Source organism: Enterobacter asburiae, assembly GCA_011754535.1.
Taxonomy (GTDB): domain Bacteria; phylum Pseudomonadota; class Gammaproteobacteria; order Enterobacterales; family Enterobacteriaceae; genus Enterobacter; species Enterobacter cloacae_N.
On the sequence record JAAQVN010000001.1, the window covers coordinates 4,352,384 to 4,372,854 of the forward strand.

At 52.3% G+C, this 20,471-nt stretch carries 15 protein-coding genes, 2 tRNA genes and 4 rRNA genes; 9 read left to right on the forward strand and 12 right to left on the reverse strand.

The annotated features are described in order from the left end of the window. Window positions 1–280 precede the first annotated feature (280 nt). The 7 genes from HBM95_20620 to HBM95_20650 all read left to right on the forward strand — a co-directional run bounded on the left by HBM95_20620 (window position 281) and on the right by HBM95_20650 (window position 9,696). On the forward strand, window positions 281–1,420 hold the full coding sequence (locus HBM95_20620) for an efflux RND transporter periplasmic adaptor subunit (protein ID NIH45314.1): 1,140 nt from the start codon (window positions 281–283) through the stop codon (window positions 1,418–1,420). 11 nt (window positions 1,421–1,431) lie between these two features. After that, window positions 1,432–4,545, forward strand: coding sequence for an efflux RND transporter permease subunit (locus HBM95_20625; GenBank protein ID NIH45315.1), 3,114 nt, complete (start codon window positions 1,432–1,434; stop codon window positions 4,543–4,545). Between the two features lie 303 nt (window positions 4,546–4,848). Next, a complete protein-coding gene (locus tag HBM95_20630; GenBank protein ID NIH45316.1) occupies window positions 4,849–5,070 on the forward strand; it encodes a lipoprotein in 222 nt (73 codons plus the stop codon). 472 nt (window positions 5,071–5,542) lie between these two features. Continuing rightward, entirely contained in the window at window positions 5,543–6,568 is a 1,026-nt protein-coding gene (locus HBM95_20635) for an amino acid ABC transporter substrate-binding protein (protein NIH45317.1), read from the forward strand. A gap of 67 nt (window positions 6,569–6,635) precedes the next feature. Then, window positions 6,636–7,817, forward strand: coding sequence for an amino acid ABC transporter permease (locus tag HBM95_20640; protein NIH45318.1), 1,182 nt, complete (start codon window positions 6,636–6,638; stop codon window positions 7,815–7,817). A 9-nt stretch (window positions 7,818–7,826) separates the two neighbouring features. Continuing rightward, window positions 7,827–8,930, forward strand: coding sequence for an ABC transporter permease subunit (locus HBM95_20645; protein NIH45319.1), 1,104 nt, complete (start codon window positions 7,827–7,829; stop codon window positions 8,928–8,930). 7 nt (window positions 8,931–8,937) lie between these two features. Continuing rightward, window positions 8,938–9,696, forward strand: coding sequence for an amino acid ABC transporter ATP-binding protein (locus HBM95_20650; GenBank protein NIH45320.1), 759 nt, complete (start codon window positions 8,938–8,940; stop codon window positions 9,694–9,696). A 106-nt stretch (window positions 9,697–9,802) separates the two neighbouring features. Here the strand turns inward: HBM95_20650 and rrf (HBM95_20655) are convergent. The 6 genes from rrf (HBM95_20655) to HBM95_20680 form a co-directional block, all read right to left on the reverse strand. Then, a 5S ribosomal RNA gene (gene rrf, locus HBM95_20655) occupies window positions 9,803–9,918 on the reverse strand. Between the two features lie 43 nt (window positions 9,919–9,961). Then, window positions 9,962–10,037: transfer RNA gene (locus HBM95_20660), tRNA-Thr, on the reverse strand. A gap of 14 nt (window positions 10,038–10,051) precedes the next feature. Continuing rightward, window positions 10,052–10,167 (reverse strand): 5S ribosomal RNA (gene rrf, locus HBM95_20665). Window positions 10,168–10,219: 52 nt separating this feature from the next. Next, a 23S ribosomal RNA gene (locus HBM95_20670) occupies window positions 10,220–13,150 on the reverse strand. A 183-nt stretch (window positions 13,151–13,333) separates the two neighbouring features. After that, a tRNA-Glu gene (locus HBM95_20675) sits at window positions 13,334–13,409 on the reverse strand. A gap of 75 nt (window positions 13,410–13,484) precedes the next feature. Then, a 16S ribosomal RNA gene (locus HBM95_20680) occupies window positions 13,485–15,034 on the reverse strand. The 16S, 23S and 5S rRNA genes sit together here with 2 tRNA genes alongside, the layout of an rRNA operon. A 471-nt stretch (window positions 15,035–15,505) precedes the next feature. Here HBM95_20680 and HBM95_20685 point away from each other — a divergent pair. Next, on the forward strand, window positions 15,506–16,060 hold the full coding sequence (locus tag HBM95_20685) for a gamma carbonic anhydrase family protein (GenBank protein ID NIH45321.1): 555 nt from the start codon (window positions 15,506–15,508) through the stop codon (window positions 16,058–16,060). On the opposite strand, the gene HBM95_20690 is transcribed toward HBM95_20685, so the two are convergent. The 6 genes from HBM95_20690 to dprA are packed head-to-tail and all read right to left on the reverse strand — an operon-like array spanning window position 16,036 to window position 19,819. After that, window positions 16,036–16,284, reverse strand: a complete 249-nt coding sequence (locus HBM95_20690; GenBank protein NIH45322.1) for a DUF1488 domain-containing protein — start codon at window positions 16,282–16,284, stop codon at window positions 16,036–16,038. The two genes, HBM95_20685 and HBM95_20690, sit on opposite strands and share 25 nt — an antisense overlap. Further along, entirely contained in the window at window positions 16,281–17,099 is an 819-nt protein-coding gene (aroE, locus tag HBM95_20695) for a shikimate dehydrogenase (GenBank protein ID NIH45323.1), read from the reverse strand. The genes HBM95_20690 and aroE overlap by 4 nt, the downstream gene beginning before the upstream one ends. 4 nt (window positions 17,100–17,103) lie before the next feature. After that, window positions 17,104–17,676 (reverse strand): L-threonylcarbamoyladenylate synthase type 1 TsaC, encoded by a 573-nt coding sequence (gene tsaC, locus HBM95_20700; GenBank protein NIH45324.1) that lies wholly within the window; start codon window positions 17,674–17,676, stop codon window positions 17,104–17,106. Continuing rightward, the gene (locus HBM95_20705; protein NIH45325.1) at window positions 17,669–18,223 is read right to left on the reverse strand and encodes a hypothetical protein; all 555 of its coding nucleotides are present in this window, start codon (window positions 18,221–18,223) and stop codon (window positions 17,669–17,671) included. The genes tsaC and HBM95_20705 overlap by 8 nt, the downstream gene beginning before the upstream one ends. A gap of 26 nt (window positions 18,224–18,249) precedes the next feature. Continuing rightward, on the reverse strand, window positions 18,250–18,723 hold the full coding sequence (locus HBM95_20710; GenBank protein NIH45326.1) for a DUF494 domain-containing protein: 474 nt from the start codon (window positions 18,721–18,723) through the stop codon (window positions 18,250–18,252). Further along, a complete protein-coding gene (gene dprA / locus HBM95_20715; GenBank protein NIH45327.1) occupies window positions 18,695–19,819 on the reverse strand; it encodes a DNA-protecting protein DprA in 1,125 nt (374 codons plus the stop codon). The genes HBM95_20710 and dprA overlap by 29 nt, the downstream gene beginning before the upstream one ends. A 129-nt stretch (window positions 19,820–19,948) precedes the next feature. Between dprA and def the strand changes: the two genes are divergently transcribed. Further along, window positions 19,949–20,458 carry a peptide deformylase gene (gene def / locus HBM95_20720; GenBank protein ID NIH45328.1) on the forward strand — a complete coding sequence of 170 codons (510 nt, stop codon included), beginning with the start codon at window positions 19,949–19,951 and terminating at the stop codon, window positions 20,456–20,458. Window positions 20,459–20,471: the final 13 nt, after the last annotated feature.

Sequence of the window (20,471 nt, forward strand, 5' to 3'; positions counted from 1 at the left end):
ACTTAATCTATAATTAATGCAAATAAATCCTTAAAATCAAATTCATGAAATGAATACTTTATCCATTAAGCTCTATTAACATGATTTACCGGGCAGAAGTATATCCGTATTTTCTACGGGACTGATTCTGATTTTCCTCCAGGGCCTCGTTATTCGCACTTATAAATTAAAAAACATTAAATACCCTCATTATTATACGCAGCTACATTTTATTTTTTCCCTCTGCCCCAACTACCGATCTACGGCAAACATCGGTTAATGGGTATTTAAAGGAACAGTAATGACGAATCATTTCAGACGTTTACCCTTAGCCGGTTTCATTGTCTGCGCTGTGCTGCTCACTGGATGCGATGGCCAGGAAAATCATCAACAACATGCGCAGGCGCCTCAGGTCAGCGTCCATATCGTGAAAAGCGCGCCGCTGGCTGTCACAACTGAACTACCGGGCAGAACCGATGCGTTCCGCGTTGCGGAGGTTCGTCCACAGGTTAGCGGTATTATTCTGCGTCGCAACTTCACGGAAGGTAGCGATGTAAAAGCAGGGGATTCACTGTATCAGATTGATCCTGCGACCTATCAGGCGGCTTACGACAGCGCGAAAGGCGAGCTGGCAAAGGCGCAGGCGGCGGCCAAAATTGCACACCTGACGGTGAAACGTTATCTGCCTCTGGTGGGGACGCAGTACGTCAGCAAGCAGGAGTATGACCAGGCCGTGGCCACCGCTCAGCAGGCAGATGCCAGCGTCGTCGCCGCAAAAGCGGGCGTTGAAAGCGCGCGTATCAACCTTGCGTATACCAAAGTGACATCCCCTGTCGATGGCCGCATCGGTAAATCCAGCGTAACGGAAGGGGCGCTCGTCACGAACGGACAGGCCGCGGCGCTGGCAACGGTCCAGCAACTCGATCCGATTTATGTCGATGTCACCCAGTCAAGCAATGAATTCATGCGACTGAAGCAGACGAGCCTGCAAAAAGGAGATACGGCCAGCAGCGTTGAGCTGCTGATGGAGAATGACCAGCCCTATCCGCTGAAAGGCACATTGCAGTTCTCCGACGTTACGGTGGATGAAAGCACCGGCTCAATCACGCTGCGCGCCATTTTCCCGAATCCTCAACACATGCTGTTACCTGGGATGTTTGTTCGCGCCCGTATAGATGAGGGAACACAGCCAGATGCCATTCTGGTTCCGCAGCAGGGCGTGACCCGCACGCCGCGAGGCGACGCAACCGTGCTGGTGGTTAATGATAAAAACCAGGTTGAATCACGGACCGTCGTTGCGCCCCAGGCCATTGGCGATCGCTGGCTGGTGACGGAAGGGCTGAAAAACGGTGACCGCGTGATCGTCAGCGGATTACAAAAAGTCAGACCCGGCGCTACCGTCGTCGCCACGCCAGATACCACCACGACTCCCGCCGGTTAAGGAACGACGACATGGCTAATTTCTTTATTCAGAGGCCAGTTTTCGCCTGGGTGCTTTCCATCATTCTAATGATTGCTGGCGGCCTGGCTATTCTCAAACTGCCCGTCGCCCAGTATCCAACGATTGCCCCGCCTGCCGTGGCGATTTCCGCAACCTACCCCGGCGCTGACGCCCAGACGGTGCAGGATACCGTGACCCAGGTTATCGAACAGAACATGAACGGTATCGATAACCTGATGTATATGTCTTCCACCAGCGATTCAGCGGGTAACGTCACCATTACGCTGACCTTCGAATCAGGAACGGATCCGGACATCGCCCAGGTGCAGGTGCAGAACAAGCTGCAGCTCGCCATGCCGCTGCTGCCGCAAGAGGTACAGCAGCAAGGGATTGGCGTTGAGAAATCCAGCAGCAGCTTCCTGCTGGTCGCCGGTTTTGTTTCGGACAACAAAAACCTTACTCAGGATGATATCTCCGACTATGTCGCCTCGAACGTCAAAGATACCATCAGCCGAACGACGGGCGTCGGCGACGTTCAGCTGTTTGGTGCCCAGTATGCGATGCGCATCTGGCTCGACAGCAATGCAATGAATAAATACCAGCTGACGCCGCTGGATATTATCAACCAGTTGAAAACGCAGAACGACCAGATTGCGGCAGGCCAGTTGGGCGGCACGCCGTCTGTGCCCGGGCAGCAGCTGAATGCCTCCATCATCGCGCAAACCCGCCTGAAATCACCGGAGGAGTTTGGCCGCGTGACGCTCAAGGTAAATCAGGATGGCTCGATGGTTCACCTGAAGGATGTCGCTCGCATTGAGCTGGGTGGCGAAAACTACAACATGGTGACCAAAATTAACGGGCAGGCCGCCACCGGTCTGGGGATTAAGCTGGCAACCGGGGCAAACGCGCTGGATACAGCGGCAGCCATCAAGAGCAAACTGGCACAACTGCAACAGTTCTTCCCGCAGGGGCTTAAAGTCGTCTACCCCTATGACACCACCCCATTTGTGAAAATTTCTATTCATGAAGTGGTGAAGACCCTGTTTGAAGCGATCGTTCTGGTCTTCCTGGTCATGTATTTGTTCTTGCAAAACCTGCGGGCGACGCTCATCCCAACTATCGCGGTGCCGGTGGTTCTTCTGGGTACCTTTGCGGTTCTGGCGGCGTTCGGTTTCTCTATCAACACCCTGACGATGTTCGGGATGGTGCTGGCGATAGGGCTATTGGTTGATGACGCCATCGTGGTGGTCGAGAACGTTGAGCGCGTGATGGTAGAGGACAAGCTGCCACCGAAAGAGGCCACGCAGAAGTCGATGGGGCAGATCCAGGGCGCGCTGGTGGGGATCGCTATGGTCCTCTCGGCGGTCTTTGTTCCGATGGCCTTTTTTGGCGGCTCGACGGGAGCCATCTATCGCCAGTTCTCACTGACTATCGTTTCCGCCATGGCGCTGTCCGTGCTGGTTGCGCTGATCCTGACGCCCGCACTGTGCGCAACGTTGCTTAAACCCGTCTCTGGCGATCATCATGAGAAAAAAGGGGGGTTCTTTGGCTGGTTTAATGCACTCTTTGACAAGAGCGTGGAGCACTACAGTAACAGCGTGAGCGGTATTTTGCGTAAGACCGGTCGCTATCTGGTGGTGTACGTCATAATTGTTGGTGGGATGGCGGTGCTGTTTCTGCGCTTACCCACCTCCTTCCTGCCCGAAGAGGATCAGGGGGTGTTTATGACAATGGTTCAACTCCCGGCTGGTGCGACCCAGACGCGGACTCAGCAGGTTCTCGACCAGGTTCAGGACTACTACCTGAATAAAGAGAAGGCGAACGTTGAATCCGTGTTTACGGTGAACGGCTTTAGCTTTAGCGGCCAGGGCCAGAACTCTGGTATTGCCTTCGTCAGCCTGAAGCCCTGGGAAGAACGTTCGGGGGAAGAAAATAGCGTTGAGGCAATCGTCGGCCGTGCGACAAAAGCATTCAGCCAGATTAAAGACGGCCTTGTGTTCCCGTTTAACCTGCCGGCTATTATCGAACTGGGAACCGCAACGGGCTTCGACTTTGAACTTATCGATCAGGCAAACCTGGGACATACCCAGCTGACGCAGGCGCGTAATCAGCTGCTCGGCATGGTGAAAGAGCACCCTGATCTGCTGGTTCGCGTGCGTCCTAACGGTCTGGAGGATACCCCTCAGTTCAAGCTGGATGTCGATCAGGAGAAAGCGCAGGCGCTGGGTATTAGCATATCTGACGTCAACCAGACGATATCGACGGCATTAGGTGGTACCTATGTGAATGACTTTATCGATCATGGCCGCGTGAAAAAAGTTTACGTCCAGGCGGATGCGAAATTCCGTATGCTGCCGGGGGACATCAACAACCTCTACGTACGCAGCGCGAATGGGGAAATGGTGCCGTTCTCATCCTTTAGCAGCGCTCACTGGGTTTACGGTTCTCCTCGTCTGGAACGCTACAACGGCATGCCGTCCATGGAAATCCTCGGTGAATCTGCCCCTGGAAAAAGTACCGGTGAGGCTATGGTGATGATGGAAAGCCTGACGGCAAAACTGCCTTCCGGCATCGGCTATGACTGGACGGGAATGTCTTATCAGGAGCGCCTTTCCGGTAACCAGGCGCCTGCACTGTACGCCATTTCACTGATCGTGGTGTTCCTGTGCCTGGCTGCGCTGTATGAAAGTTGGTCCATTCCCTTCTCCGTTATGCTGGTTGTGCCGCTGGGCGTCATCGGGGCCCTTTTCGCGGCGTCGCTGCGCGGGTTAAACAATGACGTCTATTTCCAGGTCGGCCTGCTGACGACGATTGGGCTATCGGCGAAAAACGCCATCCTGATCGTCGAATTTGCTAAAGACCTGATGGAGAAAGAAGGTAAAGGGATCGTTGAAGCCACCCTGGAAGCCTCAAGAATGCGCCTTCGTCCGATCCTGATGACCTCCCTGGCCTTTATCCTTGGCGTCATGCCGCTGGTGATCAGTACCGGGGCCGGGAGCGGTGCGCAAAATGCCGTCGGTACGGGCGTGATGGGAGGCATGCTTTCCGCAACGCTTCTGGCAATTTTCTTCGTGCCCGTCTTCTTTGTGGTGGTCCGGCGACGCTTCACCAGCCATAAAGAGTAATGTATCCCTGAAAGGCACCTTTTGGTGCCTTTTTTATTTTTAATATAAACAATGGATTAGATATTAGAGGGTTGAGTATTAAAAATGCATGAGTTTGCATTAAGTAAAAACGCCATCTTGCCACTTCATAATTTCTCCATAAATTCATCCTGAACCCGACTTTTCTCCATGATTTTTACAAACTACATAATTTGAGATTATTCCTCGTGTAACGGGGACTTACCCTGGTGGTAAAATAATCTCCAGTTCGTTAATAGCCCTCCTGGCTTTGTAGCGAATGAGAAATAATACTGAGGTAACATCATGAAACGATTCATTTCCGTTGCACTTCTCGCTGCGCTGCTTGCTGGTTGCGCGCACGACTCTCCATGTGTACCGGTTTACGATGACCAGGGTCGACTGGTTCATACCAATACCTGTATGAAAGGCACCACCCAGGATAACTGGGAAACAGCAGGTGCTATCGCCGGCGGTGCTGCCGCAGTGGCAGGTTTGACGTTGGGTATTGTTGCCCTGACGAAGTAGCATCTGTTCAGAAAGCGCGGCTCTGGCCGCGCTTTTGCTTTTAATGGGTGCAGTATTTTCAAATAAGTAAAAAAATAGCCCCGTAATTATTCACGTAATTAATCTAAGACTGAAGTCAGTCACAACTTTTTCGCATACTCATTCAAATTACTTATTCTATCGTGATGATTTTCACACATTAATATTATTGAATACCCTGCCAATATTCACCCTGGAAACTATCTCTTCTTTTTCCTGACCCGACTCAAAACTTTTGCTCCGATTTGTGGCACAGGTTGTAATTTCGCACCGTTTCGGGGCGCTCGTTTTATTTAAGCCTGTCTACACTCAGCATTAAGCGTTCACTCGTCTCTTATTTCGTCGAACGCAAAACTGGCATTACGTTTGCTTTATAAACGTTGGCCAACGCCACAGACAGGTTAAGCGCTTAAAACGCTTCTATAACGATAAATTTCGCCACACAGGATGCATTATGAAAAAGACGATGATAGCCAGCCTGGCCGCTGCAGGCATGTTGTTTGCCGTAGCCGGTCAAGCCCATGCGGGAACGACACTGGATGCCGTTAAAAAGAAAGGTTTTGTTCAATGCGGTATCAGTGACGGTTTGCCTGGCTTCTCTTATGCCGATGCGAACGGCAAATTTACCGGTATTGATGTGGATGTCTGTCGTGGCGTCGCAGCTGCGGTTTTTGGTGATGACAGCAAAGTAAAATACACCCCGCTGACGGCGAAAGAACGCTTTACGGCGCTGCAGTCCGGTGAAGTCGACATGCTCTCCCGTAATACCACCTGGACCTCTTCCCGCGATGCAGGCATGGGGATGACATTTACCGGCGTGACCTATTACGACGGCATCGGCTTCCTCACCCACAACAAAGCGGGCCTGAAAAGCGCCAAAGAGCTGGATGGCGCCACCGTGTGTATCCAGGCGGGTACCGATACCGAGCTGAACGTCGCGGATTATTTCAAAGCAAATAAGATGAAATACACCCCTGTTACTTTCGACCGCTCAGATGAGTCAGCCAAAGCGCTGGAATCCGGTCGCTGCGATACGCTGGCCTCTGACCAGTCACAGCTGTATGCCTTACGCATTAAACTGAGCAACCCGGCAGAGTGGGTTGTCCTGCCTGAAGTGATCTCCAAAGAACCTCTCGGCCCCGTTGTACGCCGTGGCGATGAAGACTGGTTCTCCATTGTTCGCTGGACGCTGTTTGCCATGCTTAACGCTGAAGAGATGGGCATCAACTCGAAAAACGTCGATGAGAAAGCGGCGAATCCTTCTACCCCGGATATGGCGCACCTGCTCGGTAAAGAAGGTGATTTCGGCAAGGACCTGAAGCTGGATAACAAGTGGGCTTACAACATCATCAAACAGGTGGGTAATTACGCTGAGATCTTTGAGCGTAACGTGGGATCGGAAAGCCCGCTGAAGATCAAACGCGGCCAGAACAATCTCTGGAATAACGGCGGTATTCAGTACGCCCCACCAGTACGTTAAGTCATAGTTGTAACGGGCACTGCTCGGGCAGTGCCCACTCCAGAGTCATGGTTACTGAGGTTTCTTTATGTCCCATCGCCGCTCAGCCGTAAAAGGATCGCTATCCTTTTCTCATCCCGCGGTCCGCGCCTGGCTATTCCAGATTATTGCTATTGTTGCGGTTGTTCTTATCGCCGTGTATCTCATCCATAACACCATCACGAACCTGAATAATCGCGGTATCACCTCCGGGTTTGCGTTTCTGGATCGCAGCGCGGGGTTTGGGATTGTTCAGCACCTTATTGACTATCAGGAAGATGACACGTACGGACGCGTGTTTGTGGTCGGTTTACTGAATACGCTGCTGGTATCCGCACTGTGCATTGTCTTCGCTTCCATCCTGGGCTTCTTTATTGGGCTGGCGCGCCTTTCTGAAAACTGGCTCCTGCGGAAACTTTCAACCATTTATATTGAGACATTCCGCAACATCCCACCGCTGCTGCAGATATTTTTTTGGTATTTCGCGGTGCTGCGTAACCTTCCTGGCCCCCGCCAGGCCGTCGATGCGTTTGAGCTGTTTTTTCTCAGTAACCGTGGGTTATACATCCCCTCTCCTCAGGTAGCCGAAGGGCTTTACGCCTTTATCGTCGCCGTTGTTATTGCACTCGCCATTTCTGTCGGCCTGTTTCGCTATAACCGTAAGCACCAGATTAAAACCGGGCAGCTTCGTAAAACATGGCCAACTGGCGCTGTGCTACTTGTTGGCTTACCGTTAGTTGCTCACTGGCTTTTTGGTGCGGCCTTGCACTGGGATATTCCCCATCTGCGCGGGTTCAACTTCCAGGGAGGGATGGTATTAATTCCTGAACTGGCCGCATTAACGCTGGCGCTTTCGATTTATACCTCCGCATTTATTGCGGAAATCATCCGTTCCGGGATTCAGGCTGTGCCTTACGGTCAGCACGAGGCGGCACGCTCACTCGGTTTGCCGAATACCGTGACGCTTCGCCAGGTCATTATTCCTCAGGCTCTACGGGTGATTATTCCGCCTCTGACCAGCCAGTATCTTAACATTGTCAAAAACTCATCGCTGGCTGCTGCCATTGGTTATCCGGATATGGTGTCTCTGTTCGCCGGAACCGTGCTTAACCAGACCGGACAAGCCATTGAAACCATCGCCATCACCATGTCTGTCTATTTGATCATCAGCCTGGTGATTTCATTGCTGATGAACCTTTATAACCGTCGTATAGCACTGGTCGAGCGCTAAGGATCTATGATGACAAAAGCGATACTGTCGCACTCCTCGCGCCCTGCCAGCTCGACAGGTGGACGTTTCATTCTCTGGGCACGCAAGAATCTGTTCTCCAGCTGGAGCAACAGCCTGCTGACGATTGTCTGCCTGTGGCTCATGTGGGAATTAATTCCTCCCCTACTGAACTGGGCATTTTTACAGGCCAACTGGGTCGGTTCAACCCGAGCTGACTGCACAAAAGCCGGTGCCTGCTGGGTATTTATTCATGAACGTTTCGGTCAGTTCATGTATGGATTGTATCCCCATGAACAGCGCTGGCGGATTAATCTGGCGCTGGCCATCGGCCTGCTCTCTGTCGCGGTCATGTTCTGGAAAAAGCTGCCTCATCGTGGACGCTATATTGCCGTCTGGACAGTGGTTTATCCGATTATTGTCTGGGTGCTGATGTATGGCGGTTTCCTGGGGCTGGAACGCGTTGAAACACGCCAGTGGGGCGGTCTGACGTTGACATTGATTATCGCTTCAGTGGGGATAGCCGGCGCGCTACCGTGGGGGATTTTACTGGCCCTGGGACGCCGTTCAAAAATGCCGGTCGTTCGCGTGCTCTCCGTTATCTTCATTGAGTTCTGGCGCGGAGTACCGCTCATCACCGTACTGTTTATGTCGTCGGTCATGCTGCCGCTGTTTATGGCAGAGGGTACAACGATAGACAAACTGATCCGTGCCCTGGTCGGGGTGATTCTCTTCCAGTCCGCCTATGTCGCTGAAGTTGTACGCGGTGGACTGCAGGCGTTGCCCAAAGGCCAGTACGAAGCGGCGGAATCGCTGGCGCTCGGTTACTGGAAGACGCAGGGGCTGGTGATCCTTCCGCAAGCGCTCAAGCTGGTTATCCCTGGGCTGGTCAATACGATCATTGCTCTCTTTAAAGATACCAGCCTGGTGATCATCATTGGATTGTTCGATCTCTTTAGCAGCGTGCAACAGGCAACCGTTGACCCTGTCTGGCTGGGCATGTCCACCGAAGGATATGTCTTTGCAGCTCTGATCTACTGGATCTTTTGTTTTAGCATGTCGCGCTACAGCCAGCATCTGGAAAAGCGCTTTAACACCGGGCGTACACCGCACTGAGGAAATTATGAGCCAAATAACTATGACACCCGCCGACGCGATGATTACGCTGGAAAACGTGAATAAATGGTATGGACAGTTTCATGTCCTGAAAGACATTAATCTTAAGGTAAAGCAAGGCGAACGCATCGTCCTTTGCGGCCCTTCCGGTTCAGGTAAATCCACAACCATTCGCTGTATTAACCATCTTGAAGAACATCAGCAAGGACGCATTGTTGTAGATGGCATCGAGCTGAATGAAGATATCCGCAATATCGAACGCGTGCGCCAGGAAGTGGGTATGGTATTCCAGCACTTTAATCTTTTTCCACACCTGACCGTTCTGCAGAACTGTACGCTTGCGCCTATTTGGGTCCGAAAAATGCCGAAACAGGAAGCGGAAGCGCTGGCGATGCACTACCTGGAACGCGTTCGTATCGCGGAGCATGCCAATAAGTTTCCCGGCCAGATCTCGGGCGGGCAACAGCAGCGTGTGGCTATCGCCCGTTCGCTGTGCATGAAACCCAAAATCATGCTGTTTGACGAACCGACATCTGCGCTGGATCCCGAAATGGTGAAAGAGGTACTGGATACCATGATTGGGCTGGCGCAATCCGGTATGACGATGTTGTGCGTAACGCATGAGATGGGTTTTGCCAGAACGGTAGCTGACCGGGTGATCTTTATGGACCGCGGAGAGATTGTTGAGCAGGCGCCGCCGGATGAGTTCTTTGCGCATCCGAAGTCAGAACGTACGCGAGCATTCCTGTCGCAGGTGATTCATTAGCCGTTTGCTCTGCCGGGTGGCGGCTTCGTCTTACCCGGCCTACCGTTTTTTCTGAGCATAAACGCAAAAAGGCCATCCTTTCGGATGGCCTTCTCACTTATTTGATGTCTGGCAGTTCCCTACTCTCACATGGGGAGACCCCACACTACCATCGGCGCTACGGCGTTTCACTTCTGAGTTCGGCATGGGGTCAGGTGGGACCACCGCGCTAAAGCCGCCAGACAAATTCTTTTACTTCTTGCCGAACTTTAACCTAAGTATAAAGTGGTGCTGATACCCAGAGTCGAACTGGGGACCTCACCCTTACCAAGGGTGCGCTCTACCAACTGAGCCATATCAGCACACTAAATTTGATGCCTGGCAGTTCCCTACTCTCACATGGGGAGACCCCACACTACCATCGGCGCTACGGCGTTTCACTTCTGAGTTCGGCATGGGGTCAGGTGGGACCACCGCGCTAAAGCCGCCAGGCAAATTCTGTTAATCTGTATCAGGCTGAATATTGTTTGCGTCTCTTCCGCCAAAACACCTTCGGCGTTGTAAGGTTAAGCCTCACGGTTCATTAGTATCGGTTAGCTCAACGCATCGCTGCGCTTACACACCCGACCTATCAACGTCGTCGTCTTCAACGTTCCTTCAGGAGACTTAAAGTCTCAGGGAGAACTCATCTCGGGGCAAGTTTCGTGCTTAGATGCTTTCAGCACTTATCTCTTCCGCATTTAGCTACCGGGCAGTGCCATTGGCATGACAACCCGAACACCAGTGATGCGTCCACTCCGGTCCTCTCGTACTAGGAGCAGCCCCCCTCAATTCTCCAGCGCCCACGGCAGATAGGGACCGAACTGTCTCACGACGTTCTAAACCCAGCTCGCGTACCACTTTAAATGGCGAACAGCCATACCCTTGGGACCTACTTCAGCCCCAGGATGTGATGAGCCGACATCGAGGTGCCAAACACCGCCGTCGATATGAACTCTTGGGCGGTATCAGCCTGTTATCCCCGGAGTACCTTTTATCCGTTGAGCGATGGCCCTTCCATTCAGAACCACCGGATCACTATGACCTGCTTTCGCACCTGCTCGAGCCGTCACTCTCGCAGTCAAGCTAGCTTATGCCATTGCACTAACCTCCTGATGTCCGACCAGGATTAGCTAACCTTCGTGCTCCTCCGTTACTCTTTGGGAGGAGACCGCCCCAGTCAAACTACCCACCAGACACTGTCCGCAACCCGGATTACGGGTCCACGTTAGAACACCAGCCATTAAAGGGTGGTATTTCAAGGACGGCTCCACGCAGACTGGCGTCCACGCTTCAAAGCCTCCCACCTATCCTACACATCAAGGACCAGTGTTCAGTGTCAAGCTATAGTAAAGGTTCACGGGGTCTTTCCGTCTTGCCGCGGGTACACTGCATCTTCACAGCGAGTTCAATTTCACTGAGTCTCGGGTGGAGACAGCCTGGCCATCATTACGCCATTCGTGCAGGTCGGAACTTACCCGACAAGGAATTTCGCTACCTTAGGACCGTTATAGTTACGGCCGCCGTTTACCGGGGCTTCGATCAAGAGCTTCGCGTTGCCGCTAACCCCATCAATTAACCTTCCGGCACCGGGCAGGCGTCACACCGTATACGTCCACTTTCGTGTTTGCACAGTGCTGTGTTTTTAATAAACAGTTGCAGCCAGCTGGTATCTTCGACTGATTTCAGCTCCACCCGCAGGGGCTTCACCTACATATCAGCGTGCCTTCTCCCGAAGTTACGGCACCATTTTGCCTAGTTCCTTCACCCGAGTTCTCTCAAGCGCCTTGGTATTCTCTACCTGACCACCTGTGTCGGTTTGGGGTACGATTTCGTGTTACCTGATGCTTAGAGGCTTTTCCTGGAAGCAGGGCATTTATCACTTCAGCACCGTAGTGCCTCGTCATCACGCCTCAGTGTTAAAGTGAACCGGATTTGCCTGGAACACACACCTACACGCTTAAACCGGGACAACCGTCGCCCGGCTGACATAGCCTTCTCCGTCCCCCCTTCGCAGTAACACCAAGTACAGGAATATTAACCTGTTTCCCATCGACTACGCCTTTCGGCCTCGCCTTAGGGGTCGACTCACCCTGCCCCGATTAACGTTGGACAGGAACCCTTGGTCTTCCGGCGAGCGGGCTTTTCACCCGCTTTATCGTTACTTATGTCAGCATTCGCACTTCTGATACCTCCAGCAGCCCTCACAGGCCACCTTCGACGGCTTACAGAACGCTCCCCTACCCAACAACACATAGTGTCGCTGCCGCAGCTTCGGTGCATGGTTTAGCCCCGTTACATCTTCCGCGCAGGCCGACTCGACCAGTGAGCTATTACGCTTTCTTTAAATGATGGCTGCTTCTAAGCCAACATCCTGGCTGTCTGTGCCTTCCCACATCGTTTCCCACTTAACCATGACTTTGGGACCTTAGCTGGCGGTCTGGGTTGTTTCCCTCTTCACGACGGACGTTAGCACCCGCCGTGTGTCTCCCGTGATAACATTCTTCGGTATTCGTAGTTTGCATCGGGTTGGTAAGCCGGGATGGCCCCCTAGCCGAAACAGTGCTCTACCCCCGAAGATGAGTTCACGAGGCGCTACCTAAATAGCTTTCGGGGAGAACCAGCTATCTCCCGGTTTGATTGGCCTTTCACCCCCAGCCACAGGTCATCCGCTAATTTTTCAACATTAGTCGGTTCGGTCCTCCAGTTAGTGTTACCCAACCTTCAACCTGCCCATGGCTAGATCACCGGGTTTCGGGTCTATACCCTGCAACTTAACGCCCAGTTAAGACTCGGTTTCCCTTCGGCTCCCCTATACGGTTAACCTTGCTACAGAATATAAGTCGCTGACCCATTATACAAAAGGTACGCAGTCACACCACGAAGGTGCTCCCACTGCTTGTACGTACACGGTTTCAGGTTCTTTTTCACTCCCCTCGCCGGGGTTCTTTTCGCCTTTCCCTCACGGTACTGGTTCACTATCGGTCAGTCAGGAGTATTTAGCCTTGGAGGATGGTCCCCCCATATTCAGACAGGATACCACGTGTCCCGCCCTACTCTTCGAGTTCACAGCCTGTGCATTTTCGTGTACGGGAGTATCACCCTGTACCCTGCGACTTTCCAGACGCTTCCACTAACACACAAGCTGATTCAGACTCCGGGCTGCTCCCCGTTCGCTCGCCGCTACTGGGGGAATCTCGGTTGATTTCTTTTCCTCGGGGTACTTAGATGTTTCAGTTCCCCCGGTTCGCCTCGTTAACCTATGTATTCAGTTAACGATAGTGTGACGAATCACACTGGGTTTCCCCATTCGGACATCGCCGGGTCAAAGGTTCATATCACCTCGCCGGCGCTTTTCGCAGATTAGCACGTCCTTCATCGCCTCTGACTGCCAGGGCATCCACCGTGTACGCTTAGTCGCTTAACCTCACAACCCGAAGATGTTTCTTTCGATTCATCATCAAATTGCGAAAATTTGAGAGACTCGGACACACATTAACTGTGTGTCGTTTCAATTTTCAGCTTGATCCAGATTTTTAAAGAGCAAATATCTCAAACATGACTCGTAAGTCAGTTTTGAGATATGACGGCAGGTGACTTTCACTCACGAACCAGCAAGTGGCGTCCCCTAGGGGATTCGAACCCCTGTTACCGCCGTGAAAGGGCGGTGTCCTGGGCCTCTAGACGAAGGGGACACTGAAGTCTCAATCGCAAGACGCCTTGCTGCTTACTTTTCATCAGACAATCTGTGTGAGCACTGCAAAGGCAGGTTCTTTAAGGTAAGGAGGTGATCCAACCGCAGGTTCCCCTACGGTTACCTTGTTACGACTTCACCCCAGTCATGAATCACAAAGTGGTAAGCGCCCTCCCGAAGGTTAAGCTACCTACTTCTTTTGCAACCCACTCCCATGGTGTGACGGGCGGTGTGTACAAGGCCCGGGAACGTATTCACCGTGGCATTCTGATCCACGATTACTAGCGATTCCGACTTCATGGAGTCGAGTTGCAGACTCCAATCCGGACTACGACGCACTTTATGAGGTCCGCTTGCTCTCGCGAGGTCGCTTCTCTTTGTATGCGCCATTGTAGCACGTGTGTAGCCCTACTCGTAAGGGCCATGATGACTTGACGTCATCCCCACCTTCCTCCAGTTTATCACTGGCAGTCTCCTTTGAGTTCCCGGCCGGACCGCTGGCAACAAAGGATAAGGGTTGCGCTCGTTGCGGGACTTAACCCAACATTTCACAACACGAGCTGACGACAGCCATGCAGCACCTGTCTCAGAGTTCCCGAAGGCACCAAAGCATCTCTGCTAAGTTCTCTGGATGTCAAGAGTAGGTAAGGTTCTTCGCGTTGCATCGAATTAAACCACATGCTCCACCGCTTGTGCGGGCCCCCGTCAATTCATTTGAGTTTTAACCTTGCGGCCGTACTCCCCAGGCGGTCGACTTAACGCGTTAGCTCCGGAAGCCACGCCTCAAGGGCACAACCTCCAAGTCGACATCGTTTACGGCGTGGACTACCAGGGTATCTAATCCTGTTTGCTCCCCACGCTTTCGCACCTGAGCGTCAGTCTTTGTCCAGGGGGCCGCCTTCGCCACCGGTATTCCTCCAGATCTCTACGCATTTCACCGCTACACCTGGAATTCTACCCCCCTCTACAAGACTCTAGCCTGCCAGTTTCGAATGCAGTTCCCAGGTTGAGCCCGGGGATTTCACATCCGACTTGACAGACCGCCTGCGTGCGCTTTACGCCCAGTAATTCCGATTAACGCTTGCACCCTCCGTATTACCGCGGCTGCTGGCACGGAGTTAGCCGGTGCTTCTTCTGCGGGTAACGTCAATCGACAAGGTTATTAACCTTATCGCCTTCCTCCCCGCTGAAAGTACTTTACAACCCGAAGGCCTTCTTCATACACGCGGCATGGCTGCATCAGGCTTGCGCCCATTGTGCAATATTCCCCACTGCTGCCTCCCGTAGGAGTCTGGACCGTGTCTCAGTTCCAGTGTGGCTGGTCATCCTCTCAGACCAGCTAGGGATCGTCGCCTAGGTGAGCCGTTACCCCACCTACTAGCTAATCCCATCTGGGCACATCTGATGGCAAGAGGCCCGAAGGTCCCCCTCTTTGGTCTTGCGACGTTATGCGGTATTAGCTACCGTTTCCAGTAGTTATCCCCCTCCATCAGGCAGTTTCCCAGACATTACTCACCCGTCCGCCACTCGTCACCCGAGAGCAAGCTCTCTGTGCTACCGTTCGACTTGCATGTGTTAGGCCTGCCGCCAGCGTTCAATCTGAGCCATGATCAAACTCTTCAATTTAAGTTTGATGCTCGTGAATTAAACTTCGTAATGAATTACGTATGTTCACTCAGAGACTTGGTATTCATTTATTGTCCGAAGACATTAAGAATCCATGTCACTTTGAGTGCCCACACAGATTGTCTGATAAATTGTTAAAGAGCAGTGCAACGCGGCTTTCAGCTCACCGTTGCGAGGTGGCGTATATTACGCTTTCCTCTTTCAGAGTCAACCCGTTATTTCAGGATTTTTTCTCTTCAACCGACCGGGTTGTCTGTGAAGTGATTCACATCCGCCGTGTCGATGGAGGCGCATTATAGGGATCCCAATTTTTAGCACAAGTATTTTTTAGATCTTTTTTTCCGACTGCTGATTTTCCGCGCTTTTCGCTGAAATCCCGCCCGATCTGCTTAAATATTGACGCATTTTGCCTTGCCTCGATCCAATAATATGATCAAGTCTTCCGTATAGCGCTCATCCTTAGAGGTAGTTATGTCTGCAGTATTACGTCCTTATAAACATCTGTTCCCCCAAAAAGGCGATCGCGTGATGATCGATGCCACCAGCGTGGTCATTGGTGATGTCCGAATGGCCGATGACGTCAGTATCTGGCCACTCGTTGCGATCAGGGGAGACGTTAACTATGTGTCGATTGGTGCCCGTACCAATATTCAGGACGGTAGCGTTCTGCATGTCACCCACAAATCCTCCTATAACCCGCAGGGTAATCCCCTCATCATTGGAGAAGAGGTTACCGTCGGTCATAAAGTGATGCTTCACGGCTGCACTATCGGTAATCGGGTGCTTGTTGGCATGGGATCGATTTTGCTGGATGGCGTCATAGTAGAAGATGACGTAATGATTGGGGCCGGTAGCCTGGTCCCGCAGAACAAACGTCTGGAGAGCGGCTATCTCTATCTGGGAAGCCCGGTAAAACAGATCCGCCCCCTGAAGGAGGCAGAGATCGAAGGACTGAAGTACTCAGCGAACAACTACGTAAAATGGAAGAATGACTATTTGGATCAGGACAACCAAACCCAGCCCTGATCGTCTTCCTGCTGATCGCGAATTAAATCGCTGGCTTCCTCTTCCAGATCCCAGCGATTTTCGCAAAATATGTCTATAGGATCTGAACCGCCAAAGCGACGCAACAGCGTTTCCCCATGAATGGCGCAGGTCAATTGCATACCCTGCACCAGCACCGGGAAACAGACCGCTTGTTTACTCTCATCCCAGTTCTCTCTGTCCGGGAAATGAATAGCCTGATTCACGCCGAAAGCTCCTGCTTTAACTTTTCAATAACCGGTTCGACTGCAGGCAACACGCCATGCCAGAGCAGCACCGCATGCGCAGCCTGACCCACCAGCATCCCCAGTCCATCAGCTAGCTGTTTCGCACCGTGTTGTTCACACCAGTTAAGGAAAGGCGTCTTCCCTTTCTGATAAAACATGTCATAGAAGTATATATGAGGGCTTACCAGAGAAGCGGGGATTGCCGGGATCTCTCCATTAATGCCGCTGGAGGTGGCATTAATGACCAGATCAAATTCACGCCCGGCAAGATCGCCAGGCGCTGCCGCACTTACGCTGCCAGTATGCGCAAACAACGCCGCCAGCGCTTCTGCCCGGGAAAAGGTTCGGTTGGTAATGGTCACCGCACAGTCCAGAGAAAGCAGAGGCAACAGTACTCCCCGCGATGCGCCACCCGCACCAATCAGCAGGACCCGGAAACCGGGTTTAATAAACGACAGTCGTTCCAGATCGCTCAGCAAACCGATTCCGTCGGTGTTGTCACCCAGAAGGCGTCCATCTTCAAGCCGTTTCAGGGTATTTACTGCACCAGCCAGCGAAGCACGCTCGGTAAGCTCATCCGCACGTTCGAAGGCTTCTTCTTTAAAAGGGACCGTCACATTAGCGCCTTGACCGCCGGCGGCGAAAAAAGCCTCCAGCGTTGGAATAAATGCATCCACCGGTGCAAGTACACGACCATAAGGATGATTAATCTGCAGCTGCTTCGCAAATTGCTGATGGATCAGCGGTGACTTGCTGTGCGCAATCGGATTACCAAAAACAGCATAGGTTTCCATGAGATTACCCCTGGCGAAAACGTTCGCCGGTCAAAGCGTCGCGAATTTCAGACGGATTCAGGCGCCCTCCCGTCTCTCCAACAGCAACCGGGAAGTCGTTCCCGAACTGTGCCAGCACTTCTTCGGTTGTACGACAAGGTGGCAATCCGGTCAGGTTGGCGCTGGTTGAGACCAGCGGTTTACCAAATGCCAGACAAAGCTCTATTACCAGCGGGTGGTCAGTTACGCGAACGGCAAGGGAATCAAAGCGTCCGGTCAACCAGCGTGGCGTTGTCGGCTGTGCCGGGAAAACAAAGGTCACTGGCCCGGGCCATGCGGAAAAAATAGTCTCGCGCTGCGCCGGCGTCAGCATAGAGTCATCGATGTAGGGCTTAAGCTGCTCGTAATTCGCAGCTATCAAAATCAGCCCTTTCTCGACGGGTCTTTGTTTCAAGGCAAGCAGACGGCTCACAGCCGTCTCGCTGTCAGGATCGCAACCGACCCCAAAAACAGCTTCAGTTGGATAGGCGATGACTTCTTCATTTTTCAGTACGTCCACTGCATGCGCAATGGAGCCTGATGGCAGGTTATTATTCACTATTTTGATCCGCCGTAACCGGCTTTCCACATTGTTTACTGGCGCAGAAGCGTTTCATACCCTGCGCCGTTTTCTTCTCGATAAGTAGCGGATAGTTGCAATGAATGCAGACGCCCGCTACCGGTTTGAAATTGATAACGAACTGGCATTCAGGGTAGCGATCGCAGGAATGAAAGGTCTTACCATAACGGGAACGGCGTTGTACCAGCTGACCGCGCTGACACTGGGGACACGCAATAGCCGTTTCATCAGGCTTATCAATTTGTTCCGTATGCTCACATTCCGGGTAGCGGCTACAGCCAATAAACATACCGAAACGGCCCTGACGTAGCGCTAATTCACCACCACAAAGAGGACATAGCTGTCCTTCCAGAATTTTGACGATATGTCCATCCGCCTGGCTTTTCAGAGGACGGACATAATCACATTCCGGATAGTGTGAACAACCGAGAAACGGGCCGTGTTTCCCGGATCGAATAACAAGCTCAGCCCCGCACTGCGGGCAGGGCTCGTTTTTATGCACCGTGAATAGTGCTGATTTGGCCATAACAACTCTTGGTGCTGCACATTGAATTAGTGCAGCATACCTTCATTCACTTCAAAGAGTAATTCTTCCATTTGCTGATAGGCATTTTCACAGCCCGGGATATTAAACAGAACCATCAGAATCACCCATTTGAGATCTTCCAGTTCAAATTCTGCCGTATCCAGCGCCATGACGCGCTCTATCACCATTTCTCTCGTTTCGAGGTTTAGCACCTGAATCTGCTCAAGGAATAAGATGAATCCCCGGCAGCTGGCATCCAGCCTTTCACACTCTTCAGCGGTATAAATGCGTACTGACAATGGGTCAGAAGCAAGCTGCATCGGCTCGGCGAGGCCTTCCTGATAATCAGCCAGCTTTTCCAGCCACATCAACGCGTTATAGATATCTTCCCGCTCAAACCCCGCATCGGTAAGATCCTGTGTCAATTTGTCCTGATCCACTCGCATTTCTGCTTCGTTATGGATGTAAGTCTCAAACAAATACATCAGTACGTCGAACATGGCATGCCCTCCTTAATCGGACATAGCCGCCGGGTACAGCTGCGATCCACCCTGCTAACTCCAGTTCGAGTAGCTGTGCTACCGTTACTGGCACAGGTTGGCCGGCACGTTCAGCGACAACGTCAACAGGTGTTACCTCATCTCCTACGTTAGCCAGGAGCTTGGGAAATGGCAATGCCACCTTTCCCTGATCTGATGAATAATGTCGCTTTTCGGGATCTTCCTGCAGACATTGCAAGCCATATTGCAAATTTTCAAGAATGTCCCGCACTTCTGTTACCGGCGTCGCCCCCTGCTTTATCAGCCAGTGTGGTCCTTCGCACCCCGGGTTACCTATCGGGCCGGGTAAGGCGAAAACCTCCCTGCCCTGATCGAGCGCGCATCGTGCCGTGACCAGCGAACCGCTTCGCACTGCCGCTTCAACGACCAATACTCCCTGGCTAAGCCCGCTGATGATTCGGTTACGACGCGGAAAGTTTGCCGGTCGGGGCTGCGCCGAAAGGGGAAACTCAGACACTATCGCCCCGTCAGCTTCGATTAATTGCATAGCCAGCGCCTGGTGCCGACGGGGATAAATGCTAAACAGGCCGTTCCCCAGTACGGCCACGCTACGCCCTTTTGCTGATAGCGCTGCACTATGGGCAACACCGTCAATACCGCAGGCCAGCCCACTGGTGATCGTGAAACCACATTGCGAAAGTTGTTCGCACAGAATTTTTCCCCATCGCTCTCCATACCATGACGGTGCACGGCTGCCTACTACCGCCAGTTGGACAGCATTAAGGGTTTCAGGGTTACCTTTTACGAATAACGCCCCGGGATAATCAGGAATTGCTCGAAGTAAAGGAGGATAAAGTGGATGGTTTGCCGTCAATAAATGATTTCCCGGCTGCTCAAGCCACGCCAGACTACGCTCCAGCTCACTTTCATCTGGGGCAAAGAACCGTTCAACCTGTTTTGCTGTCAGACCGGCGCTTTTGACGACAGGCACGTCGAGGTTTTCATGCTTCTGCAGTTGCACAGCCGCTTCCAGCATTCCATCGCCACATAGTGAACCTGTGTGTATTAGCCGTAGCCATATCTCGATAGACGTCATCCTTTCCCCCCTGCCATAAGCGGCCTGCGCAATCATTGCGATTGGTCACTGATGCTGTCAATCGACCCGGGATTTGTCTAGAATAGAAGTAATATTCTTATCAACTCCTGAACACGACTCTGGAAATTTATGGCAGTTTTGCAAGTGTTACATATTCCGGACGAGCGCCTTCGCATCGTCGCTGAACCGGTCAAAGAAGTGAATGCAGAAATCCAGCGTATCGTTGATGATATGTTCGATACCATGTACGCCGAAGAAGGCATTGGTCTGGCGGCGACGCAGGTGGACATTCACAAACGTATTATCGTGATCGACGTTTCCGAAAATCGCGATGAGCGTCTGGTGCTGATCAACCCTGAATTGCTTGAAAAGAGCGGTGAAACGGGCATTGAGGAAGGCTGCCTGTCCATTCCTGAACAACGCGCTTTGGTGCCACGTGCCGAAAAAGTGAAAATCCGCGCTTTGGATCGTGACGGTGACCCGTTCGAACTGGAAGCAGATGACCTGCTGGCAATTTGCATTCAGCATGAGATGGATCACCTGGTCGGTAAGCTGTTTATCGATTACCTCTCGCCGTTGAAGCAACAGCGTATTCGTCAAAAAGTAGAGAAACTGGATCGTTTGCGCTCTCGCGCATAACGTCCCCCCGGAT